Origin of the sequence: Methylobacterium sp. Leaf466, assembly GCF_001425565.1 — a bacterium.
Classification (GTDB): domain Bacteria; phylum Pseudomonadota; class Alphaproteobacteria; order Rhizobiales; family Beijerinckiaceae; genus Methylobacterium.
This window is the reverse complement of record NZ_LMRC01000031.1, coordinates 202,927-215,784: the sequence shown is the minus strand read 5'-3', so window position 1 is coordinate 215,784 and position 12,858 is coordinate 202,927. Positions and strand designations below refer to the sequence as shown.

General features: G+C 70.0%; 13 protein-coding genes and 1 pseudogene. 4 read left to right on the top strand and 10 right to left on the bottom strand.

Translation table 11 applies throughout. From position 1 onward, the window contains the following. Window positions 1–25 precede the first annotated feature (25 nt). A pseudogene (locus ASG59_RS19990) lies at window positions 26–715 on the top strand (transposase); the annotation flags it as partial. A 130-nt stretch (window positions 716–845) separates the two neighbouring features. Here ASG59_RS19990 and ASG59_RS12455 read toward each other — a convergent pair. From ASG59_RS12455 to ASG59_RS12420, 8 genes are all read right to left on the bottom strand, one after another. After that, window positions 846–1,331: an ATP F0F1 synthase subunit B gene (locus ASG59_RS12455; RefSeq protein ID WP_200945960.1), complete on the bottom strand. Its 486-nt coding sequence runs from the start codon at window positions 1,329–1,331 to the stop codon at window positions 846–848. A gap of 81 nt (window positions 1,332–1,412) precedes the next feature. Beyond that, window positions 1,413–1,976, bottom strand: coding sequence for an ATP synthase subunit B (locus ASG59_RS12450; protein ID WP_055883087.1), 564 nt, complete (start codon window positions 1,974–1,976; stop codon window positions 1,413–1,415). Between the two features lie 140 nt (window positions 1,977–2,116). Next, window positions 2,117–2,344: a F0F1 ATP synthase subunit C gene (locus ASG59_RS12445; RefSeq protein ID WP_018044493.1), complete on the bottom strand. Its 228-nt coding sequence runs from the start codon at window positions 2,342–2,344 to the stop codon at window positions 2,117–2,119. A gap of 95 nt (window positions 2,345–2,439) precedes the next feature. Beyond that, a complete protein-coding gene (locus ASG59_RS12440; protein WP_055883089.1) occupies window positions 2,440–3,195 on the bottom strand; it encodes a F0F1 ATP synthase subunit A in 756 nt (251 codons plus the stop codon). A gap of 110 nt (window positions 3,196–3,305) precedes the next feature. Further along, on the bottom strand, window positions 3,306–3,665 hold the full coding sequence (locus tag ASG59_RS12435) for an AtpZ/AtpI family protein (protein WP_055883091.1): 360 nt from the start codon (window positions 3,663–3,665) through the stop codon (window positions 3,306–3,308). A gap of 287 nt (window positions 3,666–3,952) precedes the next feature. Next, window positions 3,953–4,615 (bottom strand): DsbA family protein, encoded by a 663-nt coding sequence (locus ASG59_RS12430; RefSeq protein WP_056409155.1) that lies wholly within the window; start codon window positions 4,613–4,615, stop codon window positions 3,953–3,955. Window positions 4,616–4,704: 89 nt separating this feature from the next. Next, window positions 4,705–5,190, bottom strand: a complete 486-nt coding sequence (locus ASG59_RS12425) for a DciA family protein (RefSeq protein WP_056409153.1) — start codon at window positions 5,188–5,190, stop codon at window positions 4,705–4,707. A gap of 69 nt (window positions 5,191–5,259) precedes the next feature. After that, window positions 5,260–5,559 carry a TM2 domain-containing protein gene (locus ASG59_RS12420; RefSeq protein ID WP_056409151.1) on the bottom strand — a complete coding sequence of 100 codons (300 nt, stop codon included), beginning with the start codon at window positions 5,557–5,559 and terminating at the stop codon, window positions 5,260–5,262. Between the two features lie 151 nt (window positions 5,560–5,710). Between ASG59_RS12420 and mutY the strand changes: the two genes are divergently transcribed. Next, the gene (gene mutY / locus ASG59_RS12415; RefSeq protein WP_056409149.1) at window positions 5,711–7,000 is read left to right on the top strand and encodes an A/G-specific adenine glycosylase; all 1,290 of its coding nucleotides are present in this window, start codon (window positions 5,711–5,713) and stop codon (window positions 6,998–7,000) included. Window positions 7,001–7,059: 59 nt separating this feature from the next. On the opposite strand, the gene ASG59_RS12410 is transcribed toward mutY, so the two are convergent. Continuing rightward, window positions 7,060–8,223, bottom strand: a complete 1,164-nt coding sequence (locus tag ASG59_RS12410; RefSeq protein WP_244475699.1) for an acetate kinase — start codon at window positions 8,221–8,223, stop codon at window positions 7,060–7,062. Between the two features lie 139 nt (window positions 8,224–8,362). Between ASG59_RS12410 and ASG59_RS12405 the strand changes: the two genes are divergently transcribed. Beyond that, on the top strand, window positions 8,363–10,867 hold the full coding sequence (locus ASG59_RS12405; RefSeq protein ID WP_056409145.1) for a phosphoketolase family protein: 2,505 nt from the start codon (window positions 8,363–8,365) through the stop codon (window positions 10,865–10,867). A gap of 103 nt (window positions 10,868–10,970) precedes the next feature. Further along, on the top strand, window positions 10,971–11,294 hold the full coding sequence (locus tag ASG59_RS12400; RefSeq protein ID WP_056409143.1) for a cytochrome c: 324 nt from the start codon (window positions 10,971–10,973) through the stop codon (window positions 11,292–11,294). Window positions 11,295–11,498: 204 nt separating this feature from the next. On the opposite strand, the gene ASG59_RS12395 is transcribed toward ASG59_RS12400, so the two are convergent. After that, window positions 11,499–12,350, bottom strand: a complete 852-nt coding sequence (locus ASG59_RS12395) for a universal stress protein (protein ID WP_056409141.1) — start codon at window positions 12,348–12,350, stop codon at window positions 11,499–11,501. Window positions 12,351–12,858: the final 508 nt, after the last annotated feature.

Genomic DNA, 12,858 nt, shown 5'->3' with positions numbered 1-12,858 from the left:
GCCCGCGTACAGGACAGGATCCGCCATGCTCAGCCTCGTACCGGTGGCCGGCGTCGATGTCGGCAAGCATTTCCTCGATCTCGGGTTCCACCCSGCCGGYATCGAAAGCCTGATCGACGCCTTGCGCCAGCGTGGCGTGCTGCGCGTCGCCCTGGAGGCGATCGGTCCCTATGCCCAGCCCCTGGTGACGGCGCTGGTGGAGGCCGGCTTCACGGTCGCCCTGGTCGATCCGCGCCGGGTCCGAGCGTTCCGCACGGCCGAAGGACTGATCGCCAAGACCGACCGGCTGGACGCCGCGCCGGCTCAAGGCGCTCTCGACCCGCCGCCGCCAGATCACCGAACTGATCGCCATGGAGAAGACGCGTCTCGCCCAGGCCCTCGATCCTCTGGTGGCCGACAGYCACCGGGCGGTGATCGAGGCCCTGGAGGGCGCCTGCGCCGCCATCGAGGCGGAGCTCGATCAGCGCATCGGCGMCGATCCGGTCCTCGCCCGCAAGCGCGCCATCCTCACCTCGATCCCCGGCATCGGCCGGCGCATCGCCACCGTGCTGATCACCGACATGCCCGAACTCGGCAGGCTCGACCGCAAGGCGGCGGCCAGCCTGGCCGGCATGGCCCCGCCAAGGTCGCCATCGTCGCCACCGGCCGACGCCTCGTCGTCCTCGCCAACGCCCTGGTCAAGGACGACAAAACCTTCGCCGAAAGCGACCTCATGGCTTGACCAACAATACAGTCGCCGGTTGATCACGTCGTGATGCGGAAATGGGCTTCGCTCAGGCGCCGCGCGGGCTCGGTGATACGGTTCACGCTTCATTGAAGCAGAAACCGTATCACCCGTCGCCCGATCAGGCGCGAAGGCGGTTGCGGACCTCCCCGAGACTGAGGCGCACCAGATCCTGGGCGACGTCGCCCTGCATCCGCTCCTTGAGGATCACCTCGGAGACCCGCACGGCCGTATCGGCGGCCGCGGCACGGACCTGGGCGGTGGCCTGAGCCTCGGCCTGGGCGATCTTGGATTCGGCGGACTTGGTGCGCCGGGCGATGAAATCGTTCAGGCGCTCGTGGCTCTCGGCAGCGATGCGCTCGGCTTCCGCCTTGGCGCCGGCAACGATGGCCTCCGCCTCGCGCTCGGCCTCGGAGCGGCGGCGCTTGTAGTCGGCGAGCACGCCGGCGGCCTCCTCACGCAGGCGGCGGGCTTCGTCGAGCTCGGCCCGGACGCGCTTGGCGCGACCGTCGAGGCCCTTGGTCAGCTGGTCGAAGCCGCCGACCTTCCAGACCACGACCATGAACAGCACGAAGGCGGCCGCAACCCAGAATTCCGCTTCCATCAACATGCGTGTCGTCCCAGTTTCCCGGCATCCGGCGCCTCGGGCGCGGACGCGATTGTCCGTTGTAAGGCCGACCCGTTCGGGTCAGTGGGCGCCAGCGGCCCTGTCAAGGGCGCGGTCCAGGGCGGCCTGGTCGGGCGTCTGACCGGTCAGGCGCTCGACGATGGCTGCAGCGGTCTCGCTGGCAATGCCACGCACGCTGCCCATGGCCTCGGTGGTGCGGGCCTTGATGGTGGCTTCGGAGGCCGCCAGCCGCTCATTCAACTCGCCTTCGAGGGCCTTGCGCTTGGCATCGGTCTCCTGGGCGAGGGCGGTGCGGGTCTCCTGGGCGATGGCGCGGGCCTTGGCCTGCGCATCCTGCAGGGATTTCTCGTAGGCCGCTCCGGCGGCCTCGGCCTCCGTCTTCATGCGGTGGGCCTCGTCGAGATCCTTGGAAAGACGGGTGGCGCGGTCGTGCAGGATGCCCTGGATCCGGGGCAGCGCGACCTTGTCCATCAGGTAGTAGAGAAGCCCGAAGGCGAGGGCGAGCCAGATGAGCTGCGAGAGGAAGGTATGGCTCTCGAACGGCGGAAAGCCGCCGCCATGCTCGGACGCGGGCACCACGACGGTGGCCTGGTGGGTGTCGGTCGAGGGGGCCGGCTGAGCCATGTCGTCCTTCGCTTAAACGTCGCGAGCGCGAGGTGTCGTCTGTCGGGAGACGTGTCGTCTGTCGAGAAATGCGTGGAGACGGCCGGGGAAGGTGACCCGAAGGTCGCTCCACCCGGCCGTGAGAGGGTCGCTGGCCTGGATCAGACCGCGAACAGCAGCAGCAGCGCCACGAGCAGCGAGAAGATGCCGAGCGCTTCCGTCAGGGCGAACCCGAGGAGCAGGTTGCCGCGCTGGCCGTCGGCGGCCGAGGGGTTGCGCAGGGCGCCGGCGTAGAACTGGCCGAAGAGATTGCCGAGGCCGATGGCGGCACCCGCCATGCCGAGACAGGCCAGGCCGGCGCCGATGTACTTGGCGGCTAAGGGATCCATCAAAGTGCTCCTAAGGGTCGCTTGCGTGCGTTGCGTGGAGAGAAATCCGGCCTGCGACCGCGGGCCGGGGACGAAAGGGATATCCGGGCCGCGCCTCAGTGGCCGGGATGCAGGGCGTCGCTCAGGTAGATCGAGGCCAGCGTCGCGAAGACGTAGGCCTGCAGACCGGCGACGAGGAACTCAAGGGCGGTGACCGCGATGCTCAAAGCGAGCGGCAGGGGCGAAATGATGCCCCAGGCGCCAGCCGCCAGCAGCGCCGGCACGAAGCCCGCGAAGATCTTGAGCGCGATGTGCCCGGCGAGCACGTTGGCGAACAGACGGACGGCGAGGCTGATCGGCCGCGAGATGAACGACACGATCTCGATGGCGACGATCATCGGCATCAGCCAGCCGGGCACGCCCGACGGCACGAACACCTTCAGGAAGCCGGTGCCATGCGCCATGAACCCGTAGACGATGACGGTGCCGATCACCAGCAGGGCCAGAGCGAAGGTGACGATGATGTGGCTCGTCACCGCGAAGGCGTAGGGGATCATGCCGAGCATGTTCAGGACGAGGACGAACATGAACAGCGAGAAGATCAGCGGCATGAACCGCTCGCTGCCGTGGCCGGCCGACTGGCGCAAGGTCGAGCCGATGAAGTCGTAGAAGATCTCGGCGACCGACTGCATCCGCCCCGGGACCACCGACCGCTGCGCTGTCGCGACGATCGTGAGCAACGCGATGATGCCGACGGCGGCGAACATGTAGAGGGACGATTGCGTGAACGCGATCTCCTGGTTCCCGATATGGCCGAAGGAAACCAATGGCTTCAGTTCGAACTGGTGGATCGGATCCATCTTTACGGCCATTGCCGCTCCCGTCCTTCTGAAACCCGGCGCGACGCGCGCCTTAGCCATTCTCATGTGCCGCCATCGCGGGCGGCGGTGGTCCGCCCGGCTCCCCTCGGGAAGCCCGGCCTTCAGCTCGGCGGCTTCGAGAGCGATCCCGACGCACGCATGACGTTGTAGACGCCGGTTGCGAAGCCCAGCATCAACAGGACGATCAGCCCCCAGGGTTTCGTCCCCAGGAAATGATCGGCCATCCAGCCCAGGATGCCTCCTGCCAGGACACCGGCCATGAACTCGGTCGAGAGCCGCATCGCCTGACCGAGGGGAGAAGGCCCGGTGGAAGAACCGGAACGCTGCGATGGAGAGGAACCAGCATCGCGCTGCGTCCGCTCGATCCGCGTTTCGAGCCGCCGGAGCCTCGCAGCGAGGTCGCCGTCCCGTGCCTCATCCGGCGATGCCCTACGCCCGTCGCTAGGTTCGTTGCCGCTCACGGCGTAAACTCACATTGGCGAGAGCGAGGGGAACCGACCTGACGGCCCCCTGAAGCGCGGCGCACCATAGTTTCGCCTATCTTGGGTGTCAAGGCGCCGCACGGTTGATCTAAGTTGTTGACCCAGATTGTGAATTCGCTGTTTTTCCGAGGTTTTCGGAAGATCGGTCGAGGTCGCCGGCAAGGCCATGCGCCGGGCGCAGGGAGCCACCGAGACCCGTATGTCGAAACCGGCCGACGAACGCTCCGATCCCGACGGACCGGAGCCACGACGGCCGATGACGAACCTCAGGCGCCGAGAATCGGCTTGATCACCTTCTCCATTCCCTCGATCGACATCTCGCCCTTGTAGCGCTCGCCGTTGATGAAGAACGTCGGCGTCGAATCGACTTTGTAGACGTCCATTCCCCGCTGCTTGACCGCGTTCACCGCGCTGTAGACCTTCTGGTCCTTGAGGCAGGCCTCGAACTTCTCCTTCGAGTAGCCGGCCTGACGCAGCATCTGCTCCATGGCATCCACCGGCGATTGCGGCTTCTGGACGTAGGCCCAGTTCGCCTGCTGGTCGAATAGGAGGTCGGTGATCGGGTAGTATTTCGCGTCGCCCTCGCAGCGCGCCAGCATGAAGGCGGCGGTGGCCAGCGGATCCAGGGGGAACTCACGCAGGGTGAAGCGGACCTTGCCGGTGTCGATGTAGCGTTCCTTCAGGGTCGGCCAGGTCTGGCGGTGGAAGGCCGCGCAATGCGAGCAAGTCATCGAGGCGTACTCGATGATCGTGACCTTGGCGTCCTTGGAACCGAGCCAGACGTCGCCCAGCGGGCCTGGCTCCATCAGCGTCGAAAGGTTGGCCGCAGGGGATTCCTGCGCCAGGGCCTCCAGGGACAAGCGCGGCAGGAGGACGGCGGCGCCGATGGCGAAGCCGGTGAAGGTGAGGGCGTCGCGCCGGGTGATCATGGGTCAGGCTCCGCTGGCGTGCTCGTGAGCGAACTGTCGGTGCCTGCGGTAGAATCCTCTCGCCCGCCTGACAAGGCATGGGCGTCGCTTCAACGCCGTGGCGTGTCCGAGACGATGGCGATCCCGAGGCGGTCGAGGGCGTCGCGCAGGCCGTCGTCCTCGATCCGGGAGACCGCGAGCGCCACTTCGCCGCGGCGGGCGGGATCGAGGGGAATGGGGGGCTGGCGACGGGCGGGGCGTTCGATCCGGCCCTGCCGCAGCACGATCCGGCCGATGCAGGCCCAGCCGTAGTGGGCGTTGACCCGCTGGATCACCACCGGGGCGAGGTGCTGCAGTTCGAGGGCGAACGCACCTTCGACGCGCACGATCAGGGCGCCCGGGTCGGGCCGGCCGTTCTCGTTGCCGCGCTTGCCCCGCGGCCATTCGATCCTGGAGGGCTGGCAGAAGCGGGCGAGGCGCTCGCCGACGATCTCGGGCCAGGCCGCGATGATGTCGGTGGAGGCGAAGCCCTGCGCGGCAAAGGCCTTGCCGACGCAGGAATCGAGCAGTTCCGCCAGCGGCTTGATCCGTGCCATCGCTTCAGCTCCGCACCCTGTGCCCGGCGGAGGCGACCACGACGGCCGATCGGCCCGAGGCGCCGCGCATCACAGCCTGGCCAGGGCCTGGGCGACGAGACGGTCGCGGATCTCAGCCTGCTTGGCGCGGACCATGCCGGGGATCAGGAAGGCGTCCACCAGGAGCCAGACGAACCCGATGAGCACCACGAACAACACGATCTGGCAGATCGCCGAGATCGGTCGGCCGAGGTAGAAACGGTGCCCCGACAGGAAACCGAGGACAAACCACAGGCCGTAGGCGAGGCCGACGTTCGGCCCCTCGTTGGTGACCCGCGCTTCGATGAGAATGAGGTCCTGGGTCGTGAGGAGGTCCTGGGTCGTGAGCATGACGGCCTGTTCTCGAAGGCGGTGGCCAAGCGTGGCGATCGAGCGTGGCTATCACGGCGCGTCCGCTCCGGTCGAGGCGCCGGGCTTCCCTCGGCCGCATTCGGACGGAGGCTTGGACCCACGGCGAGCTTGCGCGTAAGGACCGTGCCGCATGCCAGCGTCCGACGCGTCGATCCTCCGGCCCCAGGCCACAGATCTCCTGACCTGGTACGACCGGCATCGTCGCGTCCTGCCCTGGCGGGCGCTCCCCGGCGAGTCGCCCGACCCCTACCGTGTCTGGCTCTCGGAAGTGATGCTGCAGCAGACGACGATCGCGGCGGTCAAGCCGTATTTCGCGGCGTTCCTGGCGCGGTTTCCCGACGTGGCGGCGTTGGCGCAGGCGCCCGAGGAGGCGGTGATGTCGGCCTGGGCCGGGCTCGGCTACTACTCGCGCGCCCGCAACCTACACGCCTGCGCCAAGGCGGTGGCGGCGGCCGGCGCCTTTCCAGACACCCTCGACGGCTTGCGCAGGCTTCCCGGGGTCGGCGCCTACACGGCCGGGGCCATCGCGGCGATCGCCTTCGGGCGCCAGGAGGCGGCGGTCGACGGCAACGTCGAGCGGGTGGTGACCCGGCTCTTCGCCATCGAGACCCCGATTCCCGCCGCGCGCCCGGCGATCCGCACCCTCACGCAGGAGCTCGTGCCTCCGGACCGTCCGGGCGACTTCGCCCAGGCCGTCATGGACCTGGGCGCCACCCTGTGCACGCCCAAGCGCCCGGCCTGCGCGCTGTGTCCGTGGATGGCGCCCTGCCGCGCCAGGTCGCTGGGCACCCAGGAGACGTTTCCGCGCAAGCTCAAGAAGGTGCCCGGCGTGCCGCGCCGGGGCGCCGCCTTCGTGGCGATCCGCAGCGGCGACGAGGCGGTGCTTTTGCGAACCCGCCCCCCCGAGGGGCTGCTCGGCGCCATGGCGGAGCCACCGACCAGCGCATGGCAGCCGGATTACGACGTCGCCCGGGCGCTCCTCGACGCGCCGCTGGACGCCCGCTGGAAGCGCCTGCCGGGTGTCGTCCGCCACGTCTTCACGCATTTTCCGCTGGAACTGACGGTGTTCGTCGCCAGGGTCGGCCTGGGCGGCGCGGCACCCGCCGGCATGCGCTTTACCCCGCGCCGGGACCTGGAGGGTGAACCTTTGCCCGGCGTGATGCGCAAGGTGATCGCGCACGCCTTCGATCCCAAGGCCGAGCCGGAGAGGAAGCCTCGGGGCCGGCCGAGGAAGGACCCCGGCCCGGCGCCCCTGCTGGCGGTGACGGACCCCGACGAGGGCCCGCGTTTCCGGCCGGCGCCGAAGCCGACGCCGCGTCAGGCGCCCGTCGCGACCGATCAGGATTCGGCCGGCGAGGACACCCCGCCGCCGCCGGCACCGGCGAGGAAACGCGCCAAGCCCAAAGGCCGACGGCCCTGACGGGACGACGGGGTCGCGGCGACCCGCCGCGCCGGATACGGGCGGTCGACCCACCTTTCTCATCGCGGTTGCGCGCCCCCACCGATCAATCCCCACGTCTCGTCGGCGATCTGGCGCTCTTCGTCGGCGGCAATGACGAGGATGGGGATGGCCGAGCCGGTCCGGTCGATGCGCGGACGGCCCCCGGCATTGCGCTGCGGGTCGAGGTCGAGGCCGAGGAACGTGAGCCTCGCGCAGACGGCGGCCCGGATGGAGGCTGCGTTCTCGCCGATGCCGCCGGTGAACACGAAGGCGTCGAGACCGCCGAGGGCAACGGCCAGCGAGCCGGTCTCGCGCGCGATCCGGTAGGCGAACAGGTCGAGGGCCTCGCGCGCCTCGGGCGCGTCGCTGGCCTCCAGGACCCGGACATCGTCGCTGATGCCCGAGACGCCGAGCAGGCCCGAGCGCCGGCCGAGGAGGTCGGCGACCTCGGACGCGCCGAGGCCGCGCGAGCGGATCAGGTGGAGCACGAGGCCCGGATCGACGGTACCGGAGCGGGTGCCCATCATCAGGCCGCCCAGCGTCGTCAGGCCCATGGTGGTGGCGACGCTGCGCCCCTCGGCGATGGCGCAGAGGCTGGCGCCGTGCCCGAGATGGGCGACGACGACCCGTTTCCTGGCCCGCGCGCCGACGAGCCGGGGCAGGACCCCCGCGATGTGGGCGTAGGACAGGCCGTGGAAGCCGAAGCGCAGGAGTCCGTCCTCGGTCAGGCCGCGCGGGATCGCCTCGATCTGCGCGAGGCGGTCCTGGGTGCGGTGGAAGGCGGTGTCGAAACAGGCGACCTGCGCCATGCCCGGCCATGCCTCGTCGACGGCGGCGATGCAGGCGAGCCCCTGCGGCTGGTGGCCCGGGGCGAACGGCACCAGCGTCTCCAGTTCCGCGATGAGGCCTGCATCGATGCGGGCGGGGCCGTCCCGGCGGGCGCCGCCGTGGACGATCCGGTGAGCGACCGCCCGGAGGCGGAGGTCCGGCCGGCGGCGCAGGCGCGAGAGGACCCAGCCGGCGACCGCCACGAGGTCGGCCCCGACCGGCGGCTCGCCGTCGAAATCGAGGTCGCCCGTGACCGTCGGCGTATCGGCACCGCCGATCCCGGCGACGTGGACGCGCAGGAGGGCGGCCTCCGCGCCGCCCCGGAACAAAGCGCAGCGCAGGCTGGACGAACCGGCATTGAGGACGAGGATCACGCGCATCTCCGGGCAAGCCCCCGAGTGGCACGGCCCGGCCGAGCCCGGCATGATCCAGATCAAAGAACCGGCCGGAACGGAATGCGAGGAAAGCCGCCGATGGGGTGGAGCGTCACCCTCCAGCGCGCGGGAATCCTAGATGCCATTTGCGAGCGATCCGAAGCTTCCCGCCCTCGGCGATCTCGGCGACGCGCCGGTCCATCTCGATGTCGTGCCCGGCCCCCTCGGGCCGGACGACCTTGCGGCCATCGACGCCTATTGGCGGGCGGCGAACTACCTCTCGGTCGGCCAGATCTACCTCCTCGACAACCCGCTGCTGCGCGAGCCCCTGATCCTCGGGCACGTCAAGCCGCGGCTCCTCGGCCACTGGGGCACGACGCCGGGCCTGAACTTCATCTCCGCGCACCTGAACCGGGCCATCGTCCTGCGCGACCTCGACATGATGGCCGTGTGGGGACCGGGCCACGGCGCGCCCGGTCTGGTGGCCAATGCCTGGCTCGAACGGACCTACAGCGAGGTCTACCCGGATGTCGGCGACGACACCGACGGCATGCGCCGCCTGTTCCGACAGTTCTCGTTCCCCGGCGGCATCCCGAGCCACGCCTCGCCGGAACTGCCCGGCTCCATCCACGAGGGCGGCGAACTCGGGTACTCGCTGATCCACGCCTTCGGGGCGGCGCTGGACAACCCGGGCCTGATCGTCGCCTGCGTGGTCGGAGACGGCGAGGCCGAGACCGGACCGCTCGCCGCCTCCTGGCACGCGTCGAAGTTCCTCGATCCCGTCGGCGACGGCACCGTCCTGCCGATCCTCCACCTCAACGGCTACAAGATCGCGAATCCGACCCTGCTGGCGCGGATGCCGGCGGCGGAGCTGCGCAGCCTTCTCGTCGGCTACGGCTACGAGCCGCTGTTCGTCGAGGGCGACGAGCCCGGCCCGATGCACCAGGCCATGGCGACGGCCCTGGACGACGCCCTCGACCGTATCGCCGAGATCCGTGAGGCGGCCCAGCACCGCGACGTCGGCCGGCCGACCTGGCCGATGATCGTGCTGCGCAGCCCGAAGGGATGGACCGGGCCGAAGGTCGTCGACGGCAAGCCGGTGGAGGGGACCTGGCGGTCGCATCAGGTCCCGGTGGCGGCGCTGCGCGAGACCCCGGAGCATCTGGCGATCCTGGAGCGCTGGATGCGCTCCTACCGGCCCGAGGAACTCTTCGACGAGGCCGGCCGTCTCGTGCCGGCGCTGGCCGCCCTGCATCCCCGCGGCGACCGTCGGCTCAGCGCCAATCCGCACGCCAACGGCGGGCGSGATCCGCGGCCGCTGCGCCTGCCCGACCTCGCCGCCTACGCCGTCGCGATGCCGTCCCACGGCAGGGCGGTCGCCGAGGGCACGCGGGTCCTCGGCCGCTACTTGCGCGACGTGCTCGCCCTCAACGCCGAGGCCCGCAACTTCCGGGTCATGGGTCCGGACGAGACCCTGTCCAACCGCCTCGACGCCGTCTTCGACGTCACCGACCGTGTGTGGCGCGACGCCATCCTGCCCACCGACGAGCACATGGCCCGGCAGGGGCGGGTGATGGAGGTCCTGTCCGAGCATCTCTGCGAGGGCTGGCTCGAAGGCTACCTGCTCACCGGACGCCACGGCGTCTTCGCCTGCTACGAGGCTTTCATCCACATCGTCGATTCGATGGTGAACCAGCACGCCAAGTGGCTCAAGGCCTCCCGCGCGCTGGCCTGGCGCAAGCCCGTGCCCTCGCTCAACATCCTGCTGACCTCGCACGTCTGGCGCCAGGACCAGAACGGCTTCAGCCACCAGGACCCCGGCTTCATCGACTTCATCGCCAACAAGAAGGGCGATACGGCGCGGGTCTACCTGCCGCCGGACGCCAACTGCCTGCTCTGGGTGATGGACCATTGCCTGCGTACGCACGACCGCATCAACGTCGTCGTCGCCGGCAAGCAGCCGGCCCCGCAGTGGCTGGGCGTGGACGAGGCGGCCCGGCATTGCACGGCGGGCATCGGCGTGTGGGAATGGGCTTCGAACGACGGCGGGGCCGAGCCCGACGTGGTCATGGCCTGCGCCGGGGACGTGCCCACCATGGAGACCCTGGCGGCCGTCGAATGGCTGCGCCGGCGCATCCCGACGATCCGGATCCGGGTGGTGAACGTCGTCGACCTGATGACGCTGCCGTCGCCCGGCATGCATCCGCACGGGCTCGACGACGCCACCTTCGACAGCCTGTTCACCCGCGACCGGCCGGTGGTGTTCGCCTACCACGGCTATCCGTGGCTGATCCATCGCCTGACCTACCGGCGCACCAACCACGCGGGCATCCACGTCCACGGCTTCGTCGAGGAGGGCACGACCACGACCCCCTTCGACATGGCGGTGCTGAACGGGCTCGACCGCTATCACCTGGCGCTCGCCGCCCTCGAGTGGTCGACCGGGCTCGGGCCGCGCGTCGAGCACGTCGAGGAGGAATTGCGCGACCTCCTGGCGCTGCACCGCGAGCACGTCTGCGCCACCGGGGAGGACCTGCCGCAGGTGCGCGACTGGGCCTGGGGTGAGGATGCCGCTCCCGCGGACATGCGGGTCGCCATCGACGTCGTCGCCTACGAGACCGGCCCCGGCACCCGGCCGACCTGAGCGGGTGTTGCGAATGCCATCCCCGACTGTGCGTCAGTCGACCGCGAGCCGACGAATTCGGCCCGTCGTGGGCTTTGCCGATCATCGAACCCGGAGCCGTCCCATGTCCAAGCGTCTCGCCTGCCTCTCGCTTCTGCTCGCCGGGCTCCTGCCGTCCGGGGCGTCCGCGACAGACGGGCAGGTCCAGCGTGGAAAGACCTTCGTCGGGGCGAACTGCGCGCGATGCCACGCCGTCGGGCGCGCCGACGCGAGCCCGCTCGCGGGCGCGCCCGCGTTCCGGACCCTCCACACGAAGTATCCGGTGGAGGATCTCGGCGAGGCCCTGGCGGAGGGCATCACCACCGGGCACCCGACCATGCCGGAGTTTCGCCTCGATCCCGATCAGGTCGCGGACGTGATCGCCTACCTGAAGTCGCTCGAACGCTGAATTCTCGGATCCCCCCAGCTCCGTCCGGTCGACCCCGAGGATCGGCTGCAGCCGCCGGGAGCCCCTCGCCCGCCGGTGAGGAAGTCACCGTTGGGCAGCGCTTGGTCGCCCCTCGATCCACCGCGCGGTTCCCACATGGGATGCTGCGGGCTCGTGAAGGGGCCGTGTCACGAGCGGCCGTCCGATGGTGGGTGAGGCGACCGCTCAATGAGCGAGGAACAGCGGCACCGGGCAGGCCTCCATGAGCGACTGCGTCAGTCCGCCGAAGATCCATTGGCGCACCGGGCCGTGCCGGTAGGCGCCCATCACCATCATGTCCGCCCCGTAGCGAGCGATCTCGCCGCGGAGGGTCTCGGCGATATCGCCGTCCGGCCTCAGTGCCAGGTCGTTCACCGTGGCGGCAATGCCGTGGCGGGCGAGGTGCGGCGCCAGTTCGGCCCCGGCGACCGACGTCGGCAGCTCCTTTTCGCCGACGACCGAGACGATCTCGACGGCCTCGGCCGCCCGCAGGAACGGGAGCGCGTCGTTGACGGTTCTGGCGGCATGCGCGCCGCCATCCCAGGCGATGACGATGCGCCGCCCGGCAAAGGTGTCGTGGCCGGCCGGCACGACGATGACGGGCCGGCCGCTGCGGAACAGCGTCGCCTCGATCAGCTCGCGGTCGAGGTCGATGGTGTGCGTCTCCGAATCCAGGATCGTGAGGTCGTGCAGCCGGGCCCTGGCGGCGAAGGCGGCCAGGACGTCCTGATGCCTCAACTGCGGGCTGGCCACGGTGCAAGCGACGCCGGCCAAGGCCGCGTCGTGGAGGACCCGGTCCGCAACGGCCCGGCTCAGGCCGTCGAGACGCCGGTTCTCCTCGGCGACGAGGCCACGGACCAGACCTCCCCCGAGGGCGCTGGTGACGACCAGACGCGGCGAGGCCGCCTGCACGGTCAGATGCGCTCGCGCCGCCACCGCGAGCGACAGGCCGTAGCCGATGGCGTCGGAGGGCTCGTTCTCCTGGCCCTCCTCGGTCAGTCCGACGATGACGTTCTTGATGTTCTGAAGTGCCGACATGGAAGCGTCCGTTGTTGCCCGACGACGCAGCCTAATCCCGGCCGGGGACGTGTCCTTGATCCAGCGCAAATCCGGATGCGACGCAGCGTGGCCGCACCGCGATCCCGCCCGCCCGTGGGCCGATGTCTGCCGGTGGGAAGTGGGTCGGCCCGCCGACACTCCCTCTCCTGCGACGGTCGCGGATGGCTCGGCCCCCCTGGGACGTCAGACACACGATGGATCGCCCGCGGACCCGATTGGCCGGAAGCGGCCCCCGATGGAGACGTGCCGAATGGCGGCGACCCTTCCGCCAACCGACCATCGTCCCGGACGACCGGAAAACGGAGGCGGTCGCTTCCGAGCGCTGGGATAGCGTCGTCGGACACCCTCGACGCAGAAGGGCACAAGCCCGTCTTGGAGCGCAGCCGCAAGGTCCGGCACGGCATCGCTCGGCCTCGGGAGCGCGCAGTCTCGTTTCGCGACGGGGGACAATCGCCACACTCGGGCCGTCCTCTCTCTGCGCCTCGAT